Consider the following 22,333-nt stretch of genomic DNA (forward strand, 5'->3'; position numbering starts at 1 on the left):
ACTAAACCACCAGAGCGGAAAATGGAATATCACGACGTCGGCGGCAAGCAGCTTCTGCTGCTGTCAACATCGAAATGGCAAAAGGGTTGTTGTTTGTTTTTGCCATGATGAACATCATGACAGCGTAAAAGCGAATCCAGATGCCTGTTTGGCTGCATAATGTTGCAGCAAGAATCACCCATACTACTCGATTACGAAATACAGTCGCTAGTTTCTGTTTAGGGAGATTTGTATTGGACATAAACTTCTCCTTGATAGTTATAAAATAATGTCGAGAGAGTTGGTTTTTTTATTCTTTCAGATACGTTTTGACAGACAGAAAAAAATAGCTAAAAATCAATTCGATTATTAATGAGGGGCTAAATAAGATGAAAACCAGACAATTAGGTTATTTACATGAATTTATACAGCCAGCTCGTATTGATTTTCCTAGATGCTTTAGGCAAAATGAAGTGCTAAAAATTGTTTTTTATCGTCAACCTGCTTTTTGATATACTTTTTTACATGCAGGATGATGCTGAAAGTAAAGGACTTGTGATGAGTGATCTGTTCACAATGGAAGACCTCCTCCGTGAAATGGACAAGCTTGGCGGTTTTCAGACGAGCGAATCGGTCAGGAAGCTTTTCAACGAGCCTACAGCCAATGGCTTGTGCTCGGCTTCAGACCTTTCAAACACGTTCAACCAGTCGCGGAACCATCCGAGAAATATTCAGATTCGGGGTATTACTTCAGAAGGAATGCTGTTCTTCGAGTGGGGTTACTCTTTCGGAGGATGCATCAAGCCCAAAGTGCTGAAAGATGGTGAATGGGTTGGATACACTGTCAACCTTAATGACTTGACGGACGGTCAGATCGTATGGGTGGAGAGTGTTTCCGATTTCTGGATCATTCGGAAGGAAGGAACTCGCTACCGCTGGTTCCGATTTTCCAAGAACTAGTTTCCTTTGGATTGAACCTTGACCTTGTCGGATGTCCTCCTAAGGCATCCTCCTGTGTGAAACGCCCTTGTACAGGATCATCCTTCTTAGGATTGATTACTTGTACAGGGGCGACGCAATGATATGAATAAAAATAAGCCTAAATAACAGGATAATCCCGTGTTGTCGACCTAACAATATCGAGAACTCGGGATTTTCCTTTTTTTAATTCCTTTTTTGGAAAGTCACAGGTAATTCTTTTATCGAGTAAACAATAACACTCGGGTTCATGACTGGTTCTTTCTTATCCTTTAGTTTGAGTTGATCCATTCGTTCAAACATCATTTTTAGTGCAATATTTGTTTCCAGTCGTGCTAATGGAGCACCTAGACAAAAATGAATGCCATGTCCAAAAGCGATGTGTTTCAAATTGGTTCGGTTAAGGTTAAATTGATCTGGGTTTGGAAATATGGATTCATCACGGTTTGCTGCTGCGATCCAGACGTTGATGTCGTCGCCTTTTTTGATCTGCTGCCCTCTTAGAACGACATCTTTCGCAGCAACCCTGTTTACATATTGTACAGGTGACCGGTATCTCAACACTTCTTCTAAAGCTTTTGGGATATCTTCTGGGTGAGAGCTTAGATGTTTTTGGACTTCAGGGAATTCTGTAAAGGTCAAGACAGCATTATTGATAAAGTTAGTGGTCGTTTCATTGCCTGCGACCAGCAAAGTGATCAAAAAAGCTAGTAGGTCCTTAGTGGAGAGTTTTTGACCGTCAACCTCTGCTTTGAGCAGATTCGTTACTAAGTCATCTTTGGGGTGTTGTTTGCGTTGTTCGATTAAACTTGAGAAATATTCACTCATTTCCTTTTGACATTGGAGGAACGCCGATCCTCCTTCTTCATCAGTAGGTTGTTTTAATAACATGAGTGACCATTCTTTAAATTTTGGTTGATCCTCATAAGGAACCCCCATCATTTTTGCTATCACTTGAATAGGAAGAGGAATTGCTAAATCACTTATTACATCCATTTCCTCATGGTCAATGATCTTATCGATTAATTCGTTCGTAATTTGTTCAATCCATAGTTTCATTTCATCAACGGCTTGTGGGGTAAAAACCTTTGCTACTAACATGCGGAGTTGGTGATGGAAAGGAGGATCACTGCATTGGATTCCTCTAGTTAATGGATTTTCTTCTACTTGCGGCATAAATTCAGAAGAGAAAGTTTCATGATCGCTCAAGACGGTTTGTACATCATCATAACGAAAGACATGCCAGCCACCTTTTGAACCAAAAAATTGCATGAAATTTTGGTCGTAGATCACTGGATTTTTCTCAGACATTTTTTTATACCAAGGGTGAGGATTAAATATATTACGTTCCATTATACTCCTCCATTAACTATATTTTTATTGAATATAGAATATACTAATATGTTCCATTAATGGACGGAATACCAGAGAAGGAAAAAATGTGATGTTTTCATGTTTTCTGGATGAATGTGAAACGTGATCATAAGATTGTATATAAAAGTGGATGGGTAAACGAGTTCAAAACAATATCGTAGACAAATGTATCAGAATTTCTTTTGAAAATGATCTTGCAATATTTGCTATAATCCTAATAGGAATAATTGTATTTGCAGGAATGGCGCTATTTATAAAGAGATGAAAGGGGAATAATAAAATGGATAAATACACCATAAAGCGAGCTGATTTATCCGATTTAGATTATGTAGCACAGTTATTTGATCAGTATCGGGTATTTTATAATCAAGTATCGGATTTAGCGAGTGGTAGAAAATTCATTCTAGAAAGAATGGAGAACCACCAATCAGTTATTTTTTTAGCATTAGAAGACGAAAGAAGTAAGGTTTATCCATTAGGATTTGTTCAATTGTATCCGTCTTTTTCCTCTGTTTCTATGAAAAAACTCTGGATTCTAAACGACTTATATGTAGCTGTTTCTGCAAGAAAGAGAGGAATCGCAAGAGAATTAATGGCCAGCGCAATCCATTATGCAAATGAAACAGGAGCCAAAGGTTTGATTTTGGAAACTGCTGTTTCGAATCATCAAGCGAAAAGACTTTATGAATCAATTGGGTATAAAAAAAATGTCCACAGTGATCACTATGAATTTATTCTAAAATAAAAAATAATGTTAATTTTAAAAGTATTCGATTTTTTGCGGATGAGTCTATATTCAATCCATTACTTGATCATCATTTCACAATAATGATGTATCTTTTTCTGCATGTTGTAGCCATACTTGGTGTATTATGTTACAATAACTAACAAATACTTTAATGCATTAGCATACTAAAGCGAGTGTGAGAAATGAGTCCAGAAGCATTTGAAAAACCAATTGGGTTTCAAGATGTTCCGCCAAAGCTTGCTAGAAAAAAGCGGGAAATAGAGTCGCGTTTATCTCATGTATTTTCCAGTTGGGGTTATCAAGAAGTGATGACACCGATGTTAGAATATGCGGAAACAGTAGGACGTGCAAGTGCAATTTCGGAAGATAAGATGTTTCGTTTAATTGGCCAAGAACGAGCGATGTTGATCCTACGTCCAGACCAGACTGCCCCTATCGCTCGAATGGTAAATTCCTTACTTCAACATGAATCCCTGCCTTTGCGCTTGTTTTATCATGCAAGTGTATTTCGGACCCAAGAATATGCGGCTGGTCGTCGCGCTGAACTATATCAATCAGGTGTTGAGTTGATAGGGGAACCAGGAGTTAAAGCAGATGCCGAATTAATAGCATTGGCGATAACGGCTTTGCAGGCTTGTCAAACCTCTTCTTTCCGCTTAGTTGCAGGGCATGTAGGGTTACTTGCAGGCTTATTAGAATCTATTTGTTCATCTGAAGAGCAGAGAACACAATTGACAGATTTTCTGATCAACCGTGACTATGTTGGGTTTGAGACGTTATTGCGACAGTTAGAAGATAAAGAAGCTGTAGCTGATATTTTGCAGCTCTGTAGAGGATTGGATCGCAAAGAGTATTTAGAGCCTCTTTTGTCTCATCCTTCTAATCGTGTTGTAAAAGCGACAAAACAGCTTATTCGTATTTGGGATATCTTAGCAGATTATGGCTATGAATCTTATTTGACTGTAGATATACGTTTACTAGGTAATATTGAATACTATACAGGCATGTATTTAGAAGGATTTGCGGATGGAGTTGGCTTTGCTATCTTAAGTGGCGGCCGATATGACCAACTCTATGAACAGTTTGGCAGGTCACTCCCAGCTACTGGTTTTGCCTTTCGGATGAATAACTTGATTGAAACTTGTAACATTGAGTGCTTGGAACCAAAGAAAACGACTCTGTTCTATCCAAAGCTAAAGCGAAAAGCAGCAATAGATAAAGCCAAAGAACTGAGGTCATTAGGATATACGGTGGTACTTCAGATAGATGATACACAGACAGATATTGTATGGAGGGAAGAATAGGTGGAGCTTTTAACGATTGCTATGCCAAAAGGGAGAATTTATGAAGAAGCATTAGCAATACTTGCAGATGCTGGTATTCCTGTGCCTGATGATCTGACAAAAGAAACACGCAAGCTGATCTTGACAGCTCCCGAAGCTCAGCTTGCTTTCTTTTTAGCCAAACCGATGGATGTAGCAACTTATGTGGAGTATGGTGTGGCTGATCTTGGGATTGTCGGCAAAGATGTTTTATTGGAAGAATCGAGAAATGTTTACGAATTACTAGATTTACAGATTAGTCCATGTCGTGTAGCTGTTGCCGGTCTTCCCGATAAAGAGACAGTGAATGGTCGGATTGCTACGAAATATCCGTCCATTGCTGAAAAATATTTTCGCAGCATCGGGGAGCAAGTCGAAGTTGTCAAACTTAACGGTTCTATCGAATTGGCACCATTGATTGGATTGGCAGACCGGATTGTGGACATCGTCTCGACAGGTCAGACCCTTCGGGAAAATGGGCTTGTTGAACTTGAAACTATCACCTCTGTAACCTCTCGACTTATCGCCAATCGCGCAAGTTATCAGTTGAAATACAAACGTGTAAATCGCTTTTATGATCAATTGAAGAAGCATATTGAACGGAGGGGGAAAGGTGATTAAGATTGTTCGGGTGAGTGAATGGCAGCCTAGGGAGAATCTAGTGGAGCAGAAAGGAGATATTCTTTCAAGGGTTCAACATATTATCGACGAAGTTCGGATCAAAAAGGATGCAGCCTTATTTGCTTATACGAAAGAGTTCGATGATGCGAACCTCCAATCTTTGCTCGTAACCGAAGAGGAAAGGCAACTTGCCATGCAGCAGGTGGATGCAGCCTTTTTAGAGGCCCTTCAAACGGCAGCTGGGCGAATTCGTTTGTTTCATGAGAAGGAGAGAGATACTTCTTGGTGGAACATGGAGAAAGATGGTTCTATTTTGGGGCAGCTTGTTCGGCCGATGGATCGAGTAGGGATTTATGTACCTGGGGGAAGGGCAGCATATCCTTCTTCTGTATTAATGAACGCCATTCCTGCTATCGTAGCAGGTGTGGAAGATATCATAATGGTCACACCTCCTGATAAAAACGGGGCAATTCCAGCGACAACTCTTGCGGCAGCACAAGTTGCAGGGATTGAAACAATATACAAAGCAGGCGGAGCACAGGCAATTGCAGCACTTGCATATGGAACAGAGACAATTCCAAAAGTGGATAAAATTGTAGGGCCGGGAAACCAATATGTTGCTACAGCAAAGCAATTGGTATATGGTCAAGTGGATATTGATAGTTTTGCAGGTCCAAGTGAAGTGGTGATAATCGCTGATGAGCAAGCAAATCCAGCATATGTTGCCGCTGATTTGTTAGCACAAGCAGAACACGATCCAGAAGCTGCCGCAATGTTATTTACCCCGTCAAGGGAGCTTGCAAAAAAAGTAGCAGCGGAAGTAACAAAACAGACGGCCAAGTTGGAACGAGTATCCGTTATCGAAGCATCTTTAAAGAAGCATGGCGCGATAGTGCTTACTTCAGATATTAAAGAAGCATTTGCCTTATCTAATCAGGTTGCGCCAGAGCACTTAGAACTGATGTTAACCAACCCATGGGAATATCTCAGCCATGTACAGCATGCAGGTGCAATGTTTTTAGGTTCGATGAGTCCAGAGACAGTAGGAGATTATATAGCTGGGCCTAGCCATGTATTGCCAACTAGTGGCACAGCTCGATTTTCTTCAGCTCTGAGTGTAGATACATTTGTGAAAAAAACGAGTCTTATTTCTTATAGTAAGGAAGCATTGCAAAGAGATAGCAAGCAAGTGATAACTCTAGCGGAACAAGAAGGTTTAGGAGCACATGCGGCTTCGATTCGCATTCGGATGGAGGATGGAAAATGAACAGAAGAGGTCATGTGGATCGATCCACCAAAGAAACACAGATAGATGTAAATCTTTCTTTAGATGGAGAAGGGAAAGCTAATTTACATACAGGTGTGCCTTTTCTAGAACATATGCTGGATTTATTTGCTAAACACGGACAGTTTGATTTAGCTATCCGTGCGATCGGTGATAATCATATCGATGATCATCATACTGTAGAAGATACAGGAATTTGTATCGGCAGGGCAGTCGATCTAGCGTTAGGGGACCGGGTAGGTATTCGAAGATACGGCAATGCTTTTGTTCCGATGGATGAATCTTTAGGACAAGTGATCATTGATCTTTCTGGCAGGTCACATCTTGAATTCCGTGCTGATTTCCCAAGTAATCGAGTTGGGAACTTTGATACCGAGCTCGTGCATGAATTTTTTTGGAAACTAGCATTAGAAAGCAAGATGAATTTGCATGTTATCCTTCATTATGGGCGCAATACGCACCACATGATAGAATCACTCTTTAAGGCGTTGGGACGAGCTTTGCATGAGGCTACGAGGATTGATCCAAGTATCAAAGGTGTTCCTTCCTCTAAGGGGGTATTAGGGTGATAGCTATTATTGATTATGGCATGGGGAATCTATTTAGCCTCAGTCAAGCCTTACAACGATTGGATCATGCATATGTAATCACAGACGATATTGATATCATACAGCAAGCAGATAAGCTGATTCTTCCAGGAGTTGGGGCATTTGGCGATGCAATGGGAGAGTTGAGTAAGCGTAAATTGACAAATGTTATTATGGAAGAAGCCATACGAGGTAAACCCTTGCTGGGTATTTGCTTAGGAATGCAGTTACTCTTTACTAGCAGTGATGAACATGGATATTATAGTGGATTAAATTTATTATCTGGTCATGTAGAAAAAATGAATATGGACTTACCAATTCCACATATGGGTTGGAATTGGTTATCTTTTCGTCATCCTCATCCACTGTTTCGCAGCCTCGAAGAAGGACATGTCTATTTTGTTCACTCCTATCATGTGAAGGCAACAAATCCGGAAGATGTGATTGCGACTACAGACTATAACGAAGATATCACTGCTGTTGTAGCTCGTAAAAATGTTATTGGTATGCAGTTTCATCCTGAAAAAAGCGGTCAACTCGGTATGCAGCTCCTCCATCAATTTGCAGAGGGGAGAATATAGTATGGGATTTACAATTTATCCAGCAATTGATATTCGTGATGGAAAATGTGTACGACTGATTCAAGGAGACTATAATCAAGAGACTATTTTTCATGATTCCCCACTAGAAATGGCTAAAAAATGGGTTTTAGAGGGAGCATCATGGCTTCACTTGGTGGATTTAGATGGAGCGCGTTCAGGCGAATTGACCAACAGTGAAGTGATCGCGTCGATTGCCAAGGAATCTGGTGTATTGGTTCAAGTCGGCGGTGGTGTTCGTAATTTAGAACGTTTGGAATATCTCCTCTCTTTAGGCGTGAAGCGTGTAATTATTGGTTCAGCTGCTATAGATAATCCAACATTTGTAAAAGAAGCACTAGCTAAATATGGAGAGCAGATTGCTATTGGGTTGGATGCTAGGGATGGATATGTTGCCACACATGGATGGCTGAATCAAGGGACAACTACAGCGGTTGAGTTAGCCAAACAGATGTCAGATTATGGAGCTGCTACTTTTATCGTTACGGATATCGCGAAAGATGGATTACTCTCTGGTGTGAATAGTGATATCGCAATACAAATAGCCAAATCATCAGGAGGACAAGTCATCGCATCAGGTGGAGTAGCAACAGCAAAAGATATCGAGCAACTAAAAACATTAGAAGTCCAAGGTATTACAGGAGTTATTGTAGGAAAAGCATTATATACAGGTGCAGTGAAACTCGCTGACGTGCTAGGGGAGGTAAACCGATGATTACCAAACGGATTATTCCTTGTTTGGATGTAAAAGATGGTCGAGTGGTAAAAGGAGTCTCCTTTGTTGGCTTACGAGATGCTGGCGATCCTGTTGAACTGGCATCCCTATATGACCAAACTGGTGCAGACGAACTCGTATTTCTAGATATTTCTGCTTCTCATGAAGGTAGAAAGACGATGATTGATGTGGTGCGTCTTGCAGCAAGTAAATTAACAATCCCTTTTACTGTGGGTGGTGGTATTCGCAGTGTAGAGGATATGACGAAGATACTTAGAGCAGGAGCAGACAAAGTTTCGCTTAACACTGCGGCGGTGTTACAACCAGAGCTCATCCAGGATGGTGCTCGCCGTTTTGGTTCGCAGTGCATTGTCGTTGCGATTGATGCTAGGTTCGTAGAAAATGAACGCACATGGATGGTATATACCCATGGAGGAAGAGAGTTAACAGAATGGACAGTGCTCGATTGGGCTAGACGTGCAGTAGAACTCGGTGCAGGGGAAATCTTATTAACGAGTATGGACCAAGATGGACAGAAAAATGGATTTGATCTGGATTTGGTTGAGGCTGTATCAAGTGCTGTAACTGTACCAGTCATCGCATCAGGTGGAGCAGGTGATGCAGAAGACTTCGTGAAGGTATTTACAGAAACGAAAGCATGTGCGGCCCTTGCTGCTTCTATCTTTCATTATGAAGAAGTGAGCATTATGGAAGTGAAATCATTATTACGGGAAAGAGGAGAAGAAGTGCGATGGATATCAACCAGATAAAATGGGATACAGATGGACTTATACCTGTTATTATCCAACACGCAGAAAGCAAACAAGTGCTTACTCTTGCTTATATGAATAGAGAAGCATATCAAAAGACGCTAGAGTTAAGAGAAACGTGGTTATACAGCAGATCACGTCAAGAACTATGGCATAAAGGAGCTACTTCTGGTCATACACAAAAAGTAGTGGATATCTCTTATGATTGTGATCAAGATGCTATTTTATTGAGTGTTATACCAAATGGTCCTGCGTGTCATACTGGTAGTACAAGCTGTTTTGAAGGAGCTGAAGAAGTGCAGACCTCACCAAGTCAAGTATTGTTAGACTTAGAAACATTAATAGCTAATCGCCACGAGAAATTACCTGAAGGTTCCTATACCACTTATCTATTTACAAAAGGCGTAGATAAGATTGGGAAAAAAATAGGCGAAGAATCAGCAGAAGTCATCATTGCAGCAAAAAATGAATCTAAAGAAGAATTGAGATATGAAGCAGCAGATTTGATTTATCATTTGATGGTGCTCTTACAAAATCAAGGAGTCCCTATGAATGAAATCTATGACGAATTAGCTAGCAGATATATTGGCAGAACGAGCAAGTAATAGAGAAACGATCCTTATTCTGTAATAGGGGTCGTTTTTTTGTTGATAGAGGTCAACAGCTTCTTTTGTATGGACCTCAAATGCTTATATTCATTTGTTTATTCTGTTAAGCAAAAGTAGGCTAGATGTCAGTCAATAATAATTTTTTATAGGGCGTTCTATTAAAACGATTGAATAAATATAAATTAAAATGTATAATAATTCATTATAGCGGTATTGTAGGGGTGATGATTGGTGAAAGTAGCTGTTGTAGGTGCTTCGGGGTATGGCGGGGTAGAATTGATTCGTTTATTGGAGCAGCATCCTTATTTTGAAATAGGTGCAGTGTTTTCTTCTTCGCAGCCAGGAGAAAGGTTAAGTTCTGCTTATCCGCATCTGGAATCACCACTTATTTTCGAAGAATTGTGTGTAGACAGCATGTGTGAAGGGATAGAGGTCGTTTTTTTTGCTACTCCACCGGGTGTTAGCAGCAGGTGGATTCCTGAGTTATTAGAGCATGGAATCTGTGCGATAGACCTCTCCGGTGATTTTCGTTTAGCTGATCCGAAGGTATATGAGAGTTGGTACCAAAAACCAGCAGCACCAAGTGATTATCTCAATCAAGCAGTATATGGGCTCAGCGAGTGGTTTCAAGATGACTTGCGACATTCCCCTCTTATATCAAATCCGGGATGTTATCCAACAGCTACTTTGCTGGCATTGGTGCCACTTCTTCAAGCGAAAATAATAGATCCCACCTCCATTATCATCGATGCCAAATCAGGAGTAACTGGAGCTGGACGAAGTGTACATCAAGGAATGTTGTTTAGTGAGATAAATGAAAATGTTCGTCCCTACAAAGTAGATAGGCATCAACATGTACCCGAAATTGAACAATATGCCAGTCTTTTTGCGGAAACAGACGTAGCAGTAAGTTTTGTTCCTCAGCAAGTACCGATGAGTAGAGGAATCCTAGTCAGTATTTATGCTGCTAATATGAATAAATATACAAATAAAGACTTGTATAACCTTTACCACTCTGCATATGAGCAAGCTCCTTTTGTTCGAATCAGCGGACAACAATGGCCGGAAACGAAATTTGTGCAAGGGAGTAATTATTGTGATATCGGTTTTCATGTAGATGCGCGGACAGGACGCATTATTTTATTATCTGTGATCGATAACTTGATGAAGGGAGCCGCTGGGCAAGCAATCCAAAATGCCAACATTCGCTTTGGATTTCCAGAGACGGCTGGCCTCTTGTTTTCACCCCTTTATCCATAATCAATAGACCAAAAGAAAATCAAACATGAGGAGTGATATCCAGATGAGTCTAGCAGTCCCAGCTTCTCTTTTTCAAGTAAAAGATCAAGCTAGTATTACCTCTCCTAAAGGCTTTGTATCAGCAGGTATACATGTTGGGATACGAAAACGAAAACGGGATTTAGGGGTACTTATTTGTACCGTCCCAGCTACAGCAGCCGCAGTTTATACGACAAACGCTTTTCAAGCTGCTCCACTCAAAATTTCCCAAGAAAATATCAACAAAGAAGGAAAGCTGCAAGCAATTGTGGTTAACAGTGGAATCGCGAATGCTTGTACTGGAGAGCGCGGGATGGAAGATGCATGGTCTATCACCGCTAAAGCGGCACAGCTTTTAGAAATCCCTGCACACTATGTAGGAGTCGCTTCCACTGGTGTTATAGGACAGTTTTTACCGACGGACAAATTGACATCTGGTCTTGAAAAAGTCATCCCGACTGCGAATGAAACAGGGGGATATGACTTTGCAGAAGCCATTTTAACGACGGATACCTTCACCAAACAAGTTCAAGTCAAGTTACAAGTAGATGGGAAGGAAGTAACGATTGCAGGTGTAGCAAAAGGATCTGGGATGATTCATCCTAATATGGCTACCATGCTGGGTTTTATTACGACAGATGCAGCAATTGAGTCCGATCATCTCCAATCTCTCTTGAGGGAAACAACGGATAAAACATTCAACATGATCACAGTGGATGGTGATTGCAGTACAAATGATAGCGTATTTGTGATGGCAAGTGGTCTTGCTGGAAATAAATCACTTCATCCACAACATGCTGATTGGAGCTCTTTTCAAGATGGTTTCGTCTATGTGTGCCAAGAGTTAGCAAAGAAAATCGCCAAAGATGGTGAAGGAGCAACTCGTTTGATTGAAGTAGAAGTAACAGGAGCTTCTAGCATGGAAATGGCACGCAAAGTTTCGAGAGCAATTGTTGGTTCCAATCTAGTTAAATCAGCAGTTTTTGGTGCTGATGCAAATTGGGGACGAATTTTGTGTGCAGCGGGATATGGGGAGCCTTTATTGCGCCCTGAACAAGTTCAGGTGAAATTAGGAACAGTTGTAGTTGTGGACAAAGGGCTGCCTGTCCCCTTTGATGAAACCAAAACATCGGAAATATTAAACCAAGATAAAGTGGATATTCACGTCAATCTTCAACAGGGAGCATACCAATCGGTTGCGTGGGGTTGTGACCTCACCTATGACTACGTGAAGATCAATGCAAGTTATCGAACATAGATGGGAGGGGCACTTTTGTCTCAAGTTATTGTGATCAAAATTGGAGGAAGTGTATTAACAGATTTGCATCCTAATTTTTTTGCCACTTGTTCCGGGTTAAAAAAACAAGGGTACTCCATCGTAATCGTACATGGCGGTGGACCCTTAGTTTCAGCTTGGGCACAAAAAACAGGAAAAGAATCGACCTTTATAAATGGTTATCGGGTTACGGATCATGAGATGCTCACCATTGCGGAGATGGTACTAGCAGGAACAGTAAATAAACAAATGGTAAGTAAACTCCATGCAACTGGTTTATCATCGCTTGGTCTAAGCGGTGTGGATTTGCAGTTAATACAGGCAGAACAACTAGATCCCTATATGGGATATGTTGGAGAAGTGACGGAAGTAAACAGTGCTGTCCTGCACACTATTTTACAACAAGGATGGGTTCCTGTTATTGCTTCTCTTGGGGTGGCTAGAGATGAGACACATTACAATATCAATGCTGATGAGGCAGCAGGCGCAATAGCTCAAGCGTTGAATGCCAGTCATTTGATTTTAATAAGTGATGTGGATGGAATATTTATTGGAACTGGACCAGAGCGAAAATTACTGATGGAAGCAACACCGAGTTTAATTGAGCACTATATCCAGTCAGGTGACATCTCTGGTGGGATGATTCCTAAAGCGCGTTCTGGAATCAAAGCATTACAAAAAGTAAAAGAAGTATGGATCGCAAATGGTTCAAAAGCATTTTCATTTGACATGATTCATCCATTTGAAGGTACATGTTTGCGTCAGGAGGTATCGAGCCATGTCACTCTTTCCTAACTATATCAAGCATGATGTTTCGTTTGTCAAAGGAGAAGGTGCTATGTTGTGGGATGAAGCTGGCAAAACCTATCTAGATTTTGGATCAGGGATTGGTGTTACCAACTTAGGTCATCAGCATCCAGCCCTTACTTCTGCACTTATCCAACAAATTCATCAACTCTGGCACGTTTCCAATTTATTTCCAATTTCTTTGCAAGATGAAGTAGCTTCTCTGCTCTGTAAACATAGTGGACTTGGGGCAGCATTTTTTTGTAATAGTGGAGCAGAGGCAAATGAAGCAGCGATCAAATTGGCACGGAAATGGGCAAAAGAAGAGAAAAAGGTTTTGGAACCAGAAATTATCTCGTTTGAAAGTTCCTTTCATGGCCGGACTTTAGCTACCCTCACGGCAACTGGTCAGGAGAAGGTGAAAATCGGCTTTGATCCCCTTCCTGTTGGATTTATCACGGTGCCTTTTGAAAATATCGATGCAGTAAAACAAGCTACGAATCCACAAACTGCGGCAATTTTATTGGAAATGGTCAGAGGGGAAGGGGGAGTCTACCCTGCTTCTTATTCCTTTATACAGGAGCTTGCAAGCTGGTGTGAGAAAAACAACATTTTGCTGATGGTAGATGAAATACAAACCGGAATCGGGCGCACAGGCGAATGGTTTGCTTTTCAACATTATGGTATCCATCCAGATGTTATCACGTTAGCGAAAGGCTTGGGTAATGGATTTCCCATTGGAGCGATGCTGGCAAAAGAAGCGTTAAAACCTGTTTTTAGTCCGGGAACACATGGGACGACATTTGGTGGAAACCCACTCGCAATGACAGTGGCGAAGGCAGTATTGACAGAAATTGAAAATAGCAGCTTACTCCATGATGGAAAGGGAAAAGGTGCGTACTTCTTGGAATTACTAAAGAAAGAATTATCTGATACCGAGGCTGTTATAGAGATCAGAGGACTTGGTCTCATGATCGGAATACAATTAGCCAAACCAGTAGCACCAATTATGAAACAGTTGTTAAAACAAGGAATCGTCACTCTGCCAGCAGGAGAAAACGTATTGCGGTTGTTACCACCACTCATCGTCACTTATGAACAATTGAATCGAGCTGTACATCTGATCAAAGATGCCATTTACGAACAAACTCAACTTACTATCATTCAAAATGGAGGTTGATTTATATGACTGCCCTATCGATTCCTTCTCCGCTAAAGACCTGTACAGGAAAGAGTTTGCTGACTCTAACCGATTTTACCCCAGATGAGCTTACCAGTTTGTTAGACCTTGCTCACGAATTGAAAAAACTCCAAAAGAACGGAATAGCTTATAAGCCTTTAGCAGGCAAAACCCTCGCCATGATTTTTGATAAACCTTCTACTCGGACACGAGTTTCATTTGAAGTAGGAATGGTGCAGCTGGGTGGTCATGTATTGAATCTCAATCGTCAAGATATTCAGTTAGGCAGAGGGGAGACGATCGAAGATACAGCAAAAGTACTGTCTCGTTATATCGATGGGATATTAATTCGAACATTTGACCACGAGACAGTAGACATATTAGCGAAAACGACTACTGTACCAGTTATCAATGGGCTAACAGATTACTACCATCCTTGTCAGGCCATAGCTGATCTTTTGACACTTCAAGAGGAAAAAGGCTATTTAACTGGATTAAAGATGGCTTATGTTGGGGATGGCAACAATGTTTTGCATTCTCTGATGCATGGTACTGCGGCTACAGGAGTACATTTATCGATTTCAACTCCTATCGGATATGAGCCAAACCTAGCAGTTTGGAAAGAAACGGAGGCTCTAGCATCAGAAACTGGTGCATCCATAACATTTTATACTGATCCACTGCTTGCTGTGCAACAGGCTGATGCAGTTTATACGGATGTTTGGGCGAGTATGGGCCAAGAAGAAGAAAAAGCGAAACGACTGAAAGATTTTGCCGAACACCAAGTAAATCAAGCAATGATGGATCAAGCCAAAGAAGACGCTATATTTCTGCATTGTCTGCCAGCTTATCGGGAACTAGAAGTTACTGCGGAAGTACTAGATGGCCCTCAATCGGTAGTATTTGACCAATCGGAGAACAGACTGCATGTACAAAAGGCTCTATTAGTAGCTTTGTTAGGGAATTCAATTAAAGAAAAGGAGATGATATAGTAGATGTAAGCAAACTCACAAGGGAGCTTGGTGTGGCACAGGAACCTTTGACCAACGCAATTCGAGAAATCGATAATGTGTGGGAGGTGGTGCTTACTCACGAAGAAGCTGCCCGACTGTTGATGCATGCGAAACGATGCCTAGAGATGAATTCTCCGCAGAAAGCTATAGCTCGTTCTCGTCTGGAAGCAGCCAAAAGATTGCTGGCTGATGACGCAGGCTATGAGGATGCTGTTGCTTCCCTGGGGAAAATCCTGAGGCTGGAAAGCATGAAAGACAATTGAGTGAGCTTGCCGGCTGGATGTGGAGTGATCCGCATCCAGCCTCGATTTTTTTACTGTATTTTTTCTAGAATAGATTGGTAGATTGCTTCTCCATTACCGTGAATATGTCCAATTTCATCTTGGATCAAGCTCGCTAAATATTGTTTTTCTTCTTCATAAAGTGCGGTTCCTTGATCTTCTAATCTCTGTTGGAGATAATTGATAATTTCCAAATGATGGATGTCATTTGATGATTGATCATGATTTGCTTCTTGATAAATCTGCGCTTTTTCTTTTTCCAGCTTTTCAGATAGAATATTCATTTCTTCTAAAGAAAATCTCATACCATTATCCCTCCAGTAATTGTTGGATAGTATGAGCGTTTGTTCTGTAAATCATACATTTTTAAGAATGAATCGAGAAAAAAGCTAGCACTTTTTGCTAGCTTTTGACATGGTTTGAATTTTTATTTTGCACCAATGTAAACCTTGCTTTTATTTTCTTTACAACAGTGGCAATAAGAATCATAAGGATACTTTCATATAGAGCTAATTCCATATCATGTTGGGTATCCCACTGATCACCTTGTAGCCCGATAAAGGTTGTCCCTGATGCTGGATCTACTATCATCGTTACCCACATTTCGATCAATTCGTAAAAGGCTCCAGCAGAAAAGATAGTGATGATGGATATGAATGCATACATTTTTGGAGATACATGTATCATTTGCTGATACCATTCTTTTAAAGGAATAACCATTAGCAAGCCAAAGGAAAAGTGTACAACCCGATCATAGTAAGCTCGATCTAATTCAAACCATTGCTTCAGCCATGGATCGATGGGTGTTCGGTATGAATAATGAGTTCCGATCGTGTGGAGAGTTAAAAAGAGCAGGATACAGAAATAGGCGAAATAGGAAAAAGAAAAGGACCGATGCAGGAAGATAAAAACAACGAGAAACAGGATAAGAAGTAGATTTTCCAAAAGCCAGCCAAACCGGTTCAACAGGCGACCATGCAGCTCACAGCCAAACGGAAACATAAATAATAATCATGAGGAGTAGCGGCCATTGACTTAATCGTTTCAAAAAAAGATCCTCCCTAGCAAATGAAGTGGAAATATTTTGTTATAGTAAAAAAGTATCATAAAATAAGAGTTGTTATCCGTTTTATTGAAAAAAACTTAATCATTTTTGCTTGAGTTTCTTTCGTTTCCTCTTCTAAAAAGAAAAGCCACCATTTATGTGGCTATTTCACGATCGAAGCAATGATAGATGAAATTAAATTTTCATCCAATGGTGCATGCTGATTGAGTAAACGATACCAGATTGGTCCATAACATTGGTCAGCGATGTACTCCAAATCAATATTTTCCTCGACCTCTCCCCGCTGTTTCCCGCGTTTTATGATCTGTAGTAGTGCAGTTCGTCTTGTATCTATGAACTCTTCACGGAATTGCTGAGAGAAAGCATCATTTAACTGAGCTTCAGCCATTAAACTGCGCATGGTTTTCCCTGCACCTTGCGATAAGATTTGACAAGTCTTCCCTAAGTAGATTTCTAAGTCGGTGGAAAGTTGCCCCGTGTCAGGAATTTGAATTTCCTTTTCGGATTGTAGCTTCATCACCTCCATTACGATTGCAGGAATACCTGACCACCATCGATACAGAGTTGGCTTGCCTACTCCCGCCTCTTTTGCGATTTTTTCCATCGTTAAACTAGCATATCCCGTTTCTTCTAGAAGTCGTTTTGTGGCTGTCATGACTGCACTCCAAGCTTCTTTACTGCGAGGCCGTCCTTTTGGATTCGTTGGTTTCGACATGTTGTCACCTCTTTAGAAAATTAATTTTCAAAAATCTATTTACATAACGTTACGTAATGTATTATAATTCAATTATCAAAATAACTCAACAAAAAAAGGTGGAATGCATCATGGGAAGTCAACTAAAAGGTCAAAAAGTTATCATTATGGGTGGTACCTCGGGTGTAGGTTTAGCTACAGCACAACTACTTGTTGAATCTGGTGCAGATGTTGTGGTTACTGGTCGTGATCAAGCAAAATTAGAAAAAGCCCTTGAGCAGCTAGGCACCGGAGCAGTTGGTGTACAATTAGATGCTACTTCCACGAATGAATTAAAAACTTTCTATAATAACCAAGGAAGTTTCGATCATTTGGTTATTGCTGTATCTGGTGCCAAAGGTGCAGGTGCCTTTCGTGAGCTAGCACTGGATGATTTACGTGAAGGATTTGCAGCTAAATTTTGGCCGCAAGTTGCAGCAGCCCAATTAAGTTTGGATTCGATAAGTGAGAAAGGTTCTATTACATTTATCTCTGCTATTTCATCAAGAAATCCGGCAATAGGAACATCTGGACTTGCTGCAATCAATGCAGCACTAGAAGCAATGGTACCTAGTCTAGCCTTGGAACTTGCGCCAATGCGTGTAAATGCTGTTTCTCCAGGGGTCATCGAAACACCATGGTGGAATTGGATTCCTGAAGAACAACGTGCAGCTACCTTTGAAAGTTACGCCCAAGCCTCTACTGTAAATCGTGTTGGACAACCAGAAGACATTGCGAAGGCTATTCACTACTTGATAGATAATACTTTTGTTACTGGTACTGTTTTAGAAGTCGATGGCGGATTACGTTTAAAATAGATCATAACAAAAAGCAACCTATTCCTAAAATTAGGTTGCTTTTTTGTCTTTCATCCCATCACATAATGTTTTGATGGTGTATAAGAGGCTGTCTTCTACTTTAAAATTCATCTGAAAACCTCCTGCACGTTGGAGGGAGGCAAAGCCGTGAACGATGCTTCTTAGACCTCTGACCAAATGCAGTGCTGCTTGTTCCTCTAAGGAAAGAGTAGAGAGTAACTGAACCAAAAGATCAATCATATTTTTACTCTTTTCTGCAACAACACTGTCAGGGACATTTATCGGTTGTATCGTCGCTTCATAAAGACCGGGATTAGCATTTGCAAAAGTAAGGTATTGTTTGGAAAATGATAATATGGCTTCTTCTCCTGATTTTCCAGCAACAGAGCGGATTAAAGTATCTTCGAGTTTCTGCATGCCCTCTCTGGCGATGTGCGTGCGTATCTCGATTAGACTACTAAAGTGATTGTATAGAGATGGCGGGCGAACTCCGAGTTTTTTTGCTAATGCTGCAATCGTAACTTGTTCTAATCCATGATCATTTGCTAATTCAATCGCAGCATGTAGGATCTTTGATTGATCTAAACCAACCCGTGGCATTACGTTTGCTCCTTCCATTTGTTCTCCGCACGTTGTATGGCAACTACTAATGAGTCATTAGGGTTTTCTAACATTTTCCCATGTCCTGTAGCTATAAGATTCGGTTCAGTATTTTTTATTTTCCTAGCACTGTTTAAAGCTGTTTGTTTGCTCCAAGTAGCAATTGCGGGAAAGGGAAACCAAGGGCGTAAGTCACCAGAAACCGCTACTCCCCCACGAGTTTGTAAGGCATCTCCTACGATCAGATGTTTATTTCGATTATCTAATAAACTGATAGAACCCGGAGTATGGCCTGGGGTTAGCAGCACTTGGAGTGGACCGATGGTGTCCGATTCACCAAGTAACTGATCTGGAACCGTCTTAATGGATCGGGGTTTAGGTATAGCCCCTTTAATAGGAGTATTTTCTTCTCCTGCCTCAGGACTGTTGTCTCCTCGTAATAATTTTGCATCTCGCTTTGAAATGAATACACGTGCCTCTGGCAGTGCTTGTTTTAATTTGTCCAACGCTCCAATATGATCTGCATGTGCATGTGTCAATACAATGCGAGTAATCGGTTTCCCAATCTCATTTGCTGTTTTTAGAATGGCTTTATTACTACTGGGTAGAGCACAATCAATAAGGATAAGTTCATGTTCTTCTTCTATGAAATAGCAGTTTACTGGAAATACATCAGGAAAAAAACTAAGTTGATAAGTTGTGTCCTTTTTGGTTACTTTCATCTGTATCCGCTCCTTTATATATATAAACTAATACTATTAGTATTTTAACTAATTCAATTAGTTTTGTAAAGTGCTTTTAAAAAAACGATAATCTACATTTAAGCTAAAATTTTCGGCAATGAGAGGAATAACTTTTCCTTATAAAAATAGTCGAACATTCTACTATTCGATTAATTTTCAATGTCATAAAAGGACTGCTATAATAAAAACAAGTAAACCGTGGCTAATGGAGGGTCAAAAGGATGAACAACGTTAAAATTTTTTCAGGTACCTCCAATTTGTCGTTAGCAACTGATATTGCATCTCGTCTCGATAAAGAACTAGGTAAAGTTAGAATTAGTAGATTTAAAAGTGGTGAGATATATGTACATTTTGAAGAGAGTGTTCGCAATCAAGATGTATTTTTAATCCAGACACTAGGTCACCCCGTTAATGAAAATTTGATGGAACTTTTGATCATGGTAGATGCTGCCAGGCGTGCTTCAGCACGAAGTATTAGCGCGGTAATTCCTTATTTTGCTTATGGACGACAAGAAAAAAAGGATGCTCCTAGAGAACCAATCACTGCAAAAATGATTGTTGATCTCCTGTCGACAGTTGGGGTATCCCGGGTTGTCACTTTAGATTTACATGCACCTGCTATTCAAGGGTTTTTTAATATTCCTGTAGATCATTTGTCTGCTTTGCACTTAATCTGCGATCATATACTTCAAAGTAAAATTTCAAATCCAGTTATCGTTTCCCCAGATGCTGGAAGGGCAAAAATGGCAGAGAAATTAGCAACGTTGCTCGATGCACCATTTGCGATTATGTTAAAAAAGAGACCTAATCACAATGCAGCAAAAGTTACCCATATCATTGGTGAAGTAACGAATCGAACGCCTATCATTATTGAAGATTTGATTGATACAGGCGGCACCATTGTAAGCGTAGTGGAAGGTCTGCAAGAAAAAGGTGCTAATCCAGCTTATATATGTGCAACACATCCTTTATTTTCGGATAACGCTGTACAAAAATTGATTCATCCAGGTATTAGGGAAGTAGTAGTAACAGATTCTATTGCATTTGAGAACTCAGGTGATTTTTTTAAAGTGTTGTCTGTGGCACCGTTGTTAAGTGAAGCGATAAAAATAATTATTACTGGAGGTTCGATAAGTACATTATTTCGTTCAGACTCCGGTTAAAAGGTAGAAGAGGAGAAAGATTCCCAATTCATGTAAGCAAACAATTCCAAATATGTTATACTGGTGGGGTACCAAACCATCAGGCATTTTTTGGCTGCTGACTGGTTGGGAGGAAACTATGAAAAAAATATCTATTCCTAAACATAAATCAGATCATAAGGTCATCTCATTGGAGATGGATGCAAGCACCTTTTTTGATCGAGCTATTAAATCACTAGAGCGTCATCAATATGATAAAGCTTTAAAGTATTTTCGCGTTGTCATGGAAAAAGAACCTGACAATCCAGCTAATTACTGCAATGTAGCTGGAGTTTTAGCTGAGTTGGGTAATTACCAAGAAGCAAACGAAATTTTACAAGCAGTCCTGCAAGATGTAGATCCATCTATGGCAGAATGTTATTACTATATGGCAAATAACGCTATAAATATGGAAGCATTTGAACAGGCAGAAGACTACCTTATCGAATATTTACGACATGATCCCGAAGGTGAATATTCAGAAGAGGCGGAAGAAATGTTATACATGGTAGCTTATGAAATGGGACGATTACCAAAGCAATTGATTGCTCCTCTGCCTGGATTTCGGGAAAAACATGAAGAAGCTGAATGGCATTTAGAAGAAGGCCGTTTTCTACAGGCTACGGAATTGTTAGAAGAATTAGCGAAAGAAAACCCTGACTATCTTCCGACCTATCATAATCTTGGTTTGGCATATTTTTATACTGGACAATTGGAAAAAGCTCGTGAGATCGTAACAACTATTTTGGAGACAGACCCGAACAATTTACATGCATTATGTAATTTAGCAATATTGAGTCAACATGAAGGAAACGAAACCATGACAAGAGGGATCATGGATATGCTGAAAAACCTAGTTCCTGTTCAACCGGCTGCTGCCTATAAATTAGCAGTCACAATGGGGATGCTAGGGGAACATCAAGTAGCATATGAGTTGTTTTCTTGGCTTTTGAAAGTGGATGAACAGCCTGAGGCAAGTCTGTATCACCATGCAGCAACAGCAGCTGTTCATGTAGGGAAACTCTCTGTAGCACATCGGTATTGGAGAAGAGCTGCTTGGCTTGATCCGCGTTCCGAGATACCAAAGTTTTATTTAGAACAGATGGAGATTTGGATGAAGGACCCAACCTCCATTCCATCCCTGACTTGCTATCATTATCATCTTCCTTTTGAAGAGTATATGCTAAAGATCAATCAAGGAGAGATGGTAGAAAAAGTAGCATTGGAATATGAAAAAAATTCACTTCTTCATACTTCTCTGACTTGGGCACTTACTCATGGTGATCGTCAGACAAAGTTACAAGTTCTCACCTTCATGCGTTGGATAAAACATAAAGAAGCTGAGGCTTTGCTGCGCCATTTTTTGCGTAAGCCAATGGAAGATGATGAATTAAAGCAGATCGCGTTTTTTGCTTTGCGTCATATGGATGCAGAACCTCCATATGAGGTATTATATAATGGTGAGATGTTAGCATTAGAGGATTCTTCGAACAGCCAAGAGAAAAAGTGGCAACTAGTTCTCGCTTGTCTACTCGAAAATATGGATACTTATGAAAGTGCCCAACAACAAGATGCAAAGATGCTTTGGGATTTTCTTCGACAGTTTTCCGAAATTATGATTCGCAAAGTCGAAGGGATGGCAGCAGCTATTGAATATGTAGTTGCAAAATACTATGATTTATCACTGTCTCAAGTACAAGTAGCGGAGAAGTATAAAGTCGCATCTTCTACTGTAGCAAGAAATGCTAAGCTCATATTGCCACTATTACACCACTACTTCAAACAGATTTGA

At 40.4% G+C, this 22,333-nt stretch carries 26 protein-coding genes; 19 read left to right on the forward strand and 7 right to left on the reverse strand.

Features of this window, described 5'->3' with window-relative positions; genetic code table 11:
- Position 1 precedes the first annotated feature (1 nt).
- Entirely contained in the window at positions 2–241 is a 240-nt protein-coding gene (locus tag AC5WOE_RS11595; protein ID WP_496050350.1) for a hypothetical protein, read from the reverse strand.
- Positions 242–462: 221 nt separating this feature from the next.
- Here AC5WOE_RS11595 and AC5WOE_RS11600 point away from each other — a divergent pair, with 221 nt between their 5' ends.
- On the forward strand, positions 463–939 hold the full coding sequence (locus AC5WOE_RS11600) for a hypothetical protein (protein ID WP_496052645.1): 477 nt from the start codon (positions 463–465) through the stop codon (positions 937–939).
- Positions 940–1,143: 204 nt separating this feature from the next.
- Here the strand turns inward: AC5WOE_RS11600 and AC5WOE_RS11605 are convergent, their stop codons facing one another.
- Complete coding sequence (locus tag AC5WOE_RS11605) at positions 1,144–2,310, reverse strand: cytochrome P450 (RefSeq protein WP_496052646.1); 1,167 nt, start codon at positions 2,308–2,310, stop codon at positions 1,144–1,146.
- A 301-nt stretch (positions 2,311–2,611) separates the two neighbouring features.
- Between AC5WOE_RS11605 and AC5WOE_RS11610 the strand changes: the two genes are divergently transcribed.
- From AC5WOE_RS11610 to AC5WOE_RS11680, 15 genes are all read left to right on the forward strand, one after another.
- Positions 2,612–3,076: a GNAT family N-acetyltransferase gene (locus tag AC5WOE_RS11610; protein WP_496050353.1), complete on the forward strand. Its 465-nt coding sequence runs from the start codon at positions 2,612–2,614 to the stop codon at positions 3,074–3,076.
- 185 nt (positions 3,077–3,261) lie between these two features.
- Positions 3,262–4,383, forward strand: a complete 1,122-nt coding sequence (hisZ, locus tag AC5WOE_RS11615) for an ATP phosphoribosyltransferase regulatory subunit (protein ID WP_496052647.1) — start codon at positions 3,262–3,264, stop codon at positions 4,381–4,383.
- A 21-nt stretch (positions 4,384–4,404) separates the two neighbouring features.
- On the forward strand, positions 4,405–5,022 hold the full coding sequence (hisG, locus tag AC5WOE_RS11620; protein ID WP_496050434.1) for an ATP phosphoribosyltransferase: 618 nt from the start codon (positions 4,405–4,407) through the stop codon (positions 5,020–5,022).
- Entirely contained in the window at positions 5,018–6,289 is a 1,272-nt protein-coding gene (gene hisD, locus AC5WOE_RS11625) for a histidinol dehydrogenase (protein WP_496052678.1), read from the forward strand. The genes hisG and hisD overlap by 5 nt, the downstream gene beginning before the upstream one ends.
- Complete coding sequence (gene hisB / locus AC5WOE_RS11630; protein ID WP_496050355.1) at positions 6,286–6,876, forward strand: imidazoleglycerol-phosphate dehydratase HisB; 591 nt, start codon at positions 6,286–6,288, stop codon at positions 6,874–6,876. The genes hisD and hisB overlap by 4 nt, the downstream gene beginning before the upstream one ends.
- A complete protein-coding gene (hisH, locus tag AC5WOE_RS11635; RefSeq protein ID WP_496050356.1) occupies positions 6,873–7,475 on the forward strand; it encodes an imidazole glycerol phosphate synthase subunit HisH in 603 nt (200 codons plus the stop codon). The genes hisB and hisH overlap by 4 nt, the downstream gene beginning before the upstream one ends.
- Before the next feature lies 1 nt (position 7,476).
- Complete coding sequence (hisA, locus tag AC5WOE_RS11640) at positions 7,477–8,208, forward strand: 1-(5-phosphoribosyl)-5-[(5-phosphoribosylamino)methylideneamino]imidazole-4-carboxamide isomerase (protein ID WP_496052648.1); 732 nt, start codon at positions 7,477–7,479, stop codon at positions 8,206–8,208.
- Entirely contained in the window at positions 8,205–8,978 is a 774-nt protein-coding gene (hisF, locus tag AC5WOE_RS11645; protein WP_496050358.1) for an imidazole glycerol phosphate synthase subunit HisF, read from the forward strand. Before hisA ends, hisF begins: the two co-directional genes overlap by 4 nt.
- Entirely contained in the window at positions 8,960–9,583 is a 624-nt protein-coding gene (gene hisIE / locus AC5WOE_RS11650) for a bifunctional phosphoribosyl-AMP cyclohydrolase/phosphoribosyl-ATP diphosphatase HisIE (protein ID WP_496050359.1), read from the forward strand. The genes hisF and hisIE overlap by 19 nt, the downstream gene beginning before the upstream one ends.
- A gap of 234 nt (positions 9,584–9,817) precedes the next feature.
- A complete protein-coding gene (gene argC, locus AC5WOE_RS11655; RefSeq protein ID WP_496052649.1) occupies positions 9,818–10,846 on the forward strand; it encodes an N-acetyl-gamma-glutamyl-phosphate reductase in 1,029 nt (342 codons plus the stop codon).
- A 43-nt stretch (positions 10,847–10,889) separates the two neighbouring features.
- A complete protein-coding gene (gene argJ / locus AC5WOE_RS11660) occupies positions 10,890–12,122 on the forward strand; it encodes a bifunctional ornithine acetyltransferase/N-acetylglutamate synthase (RefSeq protein ID WP_496052650.1) in 1,233 nt (410 codons plus the stop codon).
- A 15-nt stretch (positions 12,123–12,137) separates the two neighbouring features.
- Complete coding sequence (argB, locus tag AC5WOE_RS11665) at positions 12,138–12,935, forward strand: acetylglutamate kinase (protein WP_496052651.1); 798 nt, start codon at positions 12,138–12,140, stop codon at positions 12,933–12,935.
- The gene (gene argD, locus AC5WOE_RS11670; RefSeq protein WP_496050363.1) at positions 12,919–14,106 is read left to right on the forward strand and encodes an acetylornithine transaminase; all 1,188 of its coding nucleotides are present in this window, start codon (positions 12,919–12,921) and stop codon (positions 14,104–14,106) included. The genes argB and argD overlap by 17 nt, the downstream gene beginning before the upstream one ends.
- 5 nt (positions 14,107–14,111) lie before the next feature.
- Positions 14,112–15,098 (forward strand): ornithine carbamoyltransferase, encoded by a 987-nt coding sequence (gene argF / locus AC5WOE_RS11675; RefSeq protein WP_496052652.1) that lies wholly within the window; start codon positions 14,112–14,114, stop codon positions 15,096–15,098.
- A 32-nt stretch (positions 15,099–15,130) separates the two neighbouring features.
- Complete coding sequence (locus AC5WOE_RS11680) at positions 15,131–15,382, forward strand: hypothetical protein (protein ID WP_496052653.1); 252 nt, start codon at positions 15,131–15,133, stop codon at positions 15,380–15,382.
- A gap of 50 nt (positions 15,383–15,432) precedes the next feature.
- Here the strand turns inward: AC5WOE_RS11680 and AC5WOE_RS11685 are convergent, their stop codons facing one another.
- The 3 genes from AC5WOE_RS11685 to AC5WOE_RS11695 form a co-directional block, all read right to left on the reverse strand.
- Complete coding sequence (locus AC5WOE_RS11685) at positions 15,433–15,705, reverse strand: hypothetical protein (protein ID WP_496052654.1); 273 nt, start codon at positions 15,703–15,705, stop codon at positions 15,433–15,435.
- Between the two features lie 97 nt (positions 15,706–15,802).
- Positions 15,803–16,402: a DUF2238 domain-containing protein gene (locus tag AC5WOE_RS11690; RefSeq protein WP_496052655.1), complete on the reverse strand. Its 600-nt coding sequence runs from the start codon at positions 16,400–16,402 to the stop codon at positions 15,803–15,805.
- A gap of 206 nt (positions 16,403–16,608) precedes the next feature.
- Positions 16,609–17,181 carry a TetR/AcrR family transcriptional regulator gene (locus AC5WOE_RS11695; protein WP_496050368.1) on the reverse strand — a complete coding sequence of 191 codons (573 nt, stop codon included), beginning with the start codon at positions 17,179–17,181 and terminating at the stop codon, positions 16,609–16,611.
- 110 nt (positions 17,182–17,291) lie between these two features.
- Between AC5WOE_RS11695 and AC5WOE_RS11700 the strand changes: the two genes are divergently transcribed.
- Entirely contained in the window at positions 17,292–18,017 is a 726-nt protein-coding gene (locus AC5WOE_RS11700; RefSeq protein ID WP_496050369.1) for an SDR family oxidoreductase, read from the forward strand.
- A gap of 30 nt (positions 18,018–18,047) precedes the next feature.
- Here the strand turns inward: AC5WOE_RS11700 and AC5WOE_RS11705 are convergent, their stop codons facing one another.
- Positions 18,048–18,617 (reverse strand): TetR/AcrR family transcriptional regulator, encoded by a 570-nt coding sequence (locus AC5WOE_RS11705; protein ID WP_496052656.1) that lies wholly within the window; start codon positions 18,615–18,617, stop codon positions 18,048–18,050.
- The gene (locus tag AC5WOE_RS11710) at positions 18,617–19,339 is read right to left on the reverse strand and encodes an MBL fold metallo-hydrolase (RefSeq protein ID WP_496052657.1); all 723 of its coding nucleotides are present in this window, start codon (positions 19,337–19,339) and stop codon (positions 18,617–18,619) included. Before AC5WOE_RS11710 ends, AC5WOE_RS11705 begins: the two co-directional genes overlap by 1 nt.
- Positions 19,340–19,581: 242 nt before the next feature.
- On the opposite strand from AC5WOE_RS11710, the gene AC5WOE_RS11715 reads away from it, so the two are divergent.
- Positions 19,582–20,523 (forward strand): ribose-phosphate diphosphokinase, encoded by a 942-nt coding sequence (locus AC5WOE_RS11715; RefSeq protein ID WP_496050372.1) that lies wholly within the window; start codon positions 19,582–19,584, stop codon positions 20,521–20,523.
- Positions 20,524–20,641: 118 nt separating this feature from the next.
- Positions 20,642–22,333: a tetratricopeptide repeat protein gene (locus AC5WOE_RS11720; protein ID WP_496050373.1), complete on the forward strand. Its 1,692-nt coding sequence runs from the start codon at positions 20,642–20,644 to the stop codon at positions 22,331–22,333.

Source organism: Shimazuella sp. NTD248 (genome assembly GCF_059510395.1).

Bases quoted from the DNA above. Each gene is read 5' to 3' on its own strand.
- AC5WOE_RS11595 (WP_496050350.1), bottom strand. From the start codon at position 241: ATGTCCAATACAAATCTCCCTAAACAGAAACTAGCGACTGTATTTCGT.
- AC5WOE_RS11605 (WP_496052646.1), bottom strand. From the start codon at position 2,310: ATGGAACGTAATATATTTAATCCTCACCCTTGGTATAAAAAAATGTCT.
- AC5WOE_RS11610 (WP_496050353.1), top strand. From the start codon at position 2,612: ATGGATAAATACACCATAAAGCGAGCTGATTTATCCGATTTAGATTAT.
- hisZ (WP_496052647.1), top strand. From the start codon at position 3,262: ATGAGTCCAGAAGCATTTGAAAAACCAATTGGGTTTCAAGATGTTCCG.
- hisG (WP_496050434.1), top strand. From the start codon at position 4,405: ATGCCAAAAGGGAGAATTTATGAAGAAGCATTAGCAATACTTGCAGAT.
- hisB (WP_496050355.1), top strand. From the start codon at position 6,286: ATGAACAGAAGAGGTCATGTGGATCGATCCACCAAAGAAACACAGATA.
- hisA (WP_496052648.1), top strand. From the start codon at position 7,477: ATGGGATTTACAATTTATCCAGCAATTGATATTCGTGATGGAAAATGT.
- hisF (WP_496050358.1), top strand. From the start codon at position 8,205: ATGATTACCAAACGGATTATTCCTTGTTTGGATGTAAAAGATGGTCGA.
- hisIE (WP_496050359.1), top strand. From the start codon at position 8,960: ATGGATATCAACCAGATAAAATGGGATACAGATGGACTTATACCTGTT.
- argJ (WP_496052650.1), top strand. From the start codon at position 10,890: ATGAGTCTAGCAGTCCCAGCTTCTCTTTTTCAAGTAAAAGATCAAGCT.
- argD (WP_496050363.1), top strand. From the start codon at position 12,919: ATGTCACTCTTTCCTAACTATATCAAGCATGATGTTTCGTTTGTCAAA.
- argF (WP_496052652.1), top strand. From the start codon at position 14,112: ATGACTGCCCTATCGATTCCTTCTCCGCTAAAGACCTGTACAGGAAAG.
- AC5WOE_RS11685 (WP_496052654.1), bottom strand. From the start codon at position 15,705: ATGAGATTTTCTTTAGAAGAAATGAATATTCTATCTGAAAAGCTGGAA.
- AC5WOE_RS11690 (WP_496052655.1), bottom strand. From the start codon at position 16,402: ATGTTTCCGTTTGGCTGTGAGCTGCATGGTCGCCTGTTGAACCGGTTT.
- AC5WOE_RS11695 (WP_496050368.1), bottom strand. From the start codon at position 17,181: ATGTCGAAACCAACGAATCCAAAAGGACGGCCTCGCAGTAAAGAAGCT.
- AC5WOE_RS11700 (WP_496050369.1), top strand. From the start codon at position 17,292: ATGGGAAGTCAACTAAAAGGTCAAAAAGTTATCATTATGGGTGGTACC.
- AC5WOE_RS11705 (WP_496052656.1), bottom strand. From the start codon at position 18,617: ATGCCACGGGTTGGTTTAGATCAATCAAAGATCCTACATGCTGCGATT.
- AC5WOE_RS11710 (WP_496052657.1), bottom strand. From the start codon at position 19,339: ATGAAAGTAACCAAAAAGGACACAACTTATCAACTTAGTTTTTTTCCT.
- AC5WOE_RS11715 (WP_496050372.1), top strand. From the start codon at position 19,582: ATGAACAACGTTAAAATTTTTTCAGGTACCTCCAATTTGTCGTTAGCA.
- AC5WOE_RS11720 (WP_496050373.1), top strand. From the start codon at position 20,642: ATGAAAAAAATATCTATTCCTAAACATAAATCAGATCATAAGGTCATC.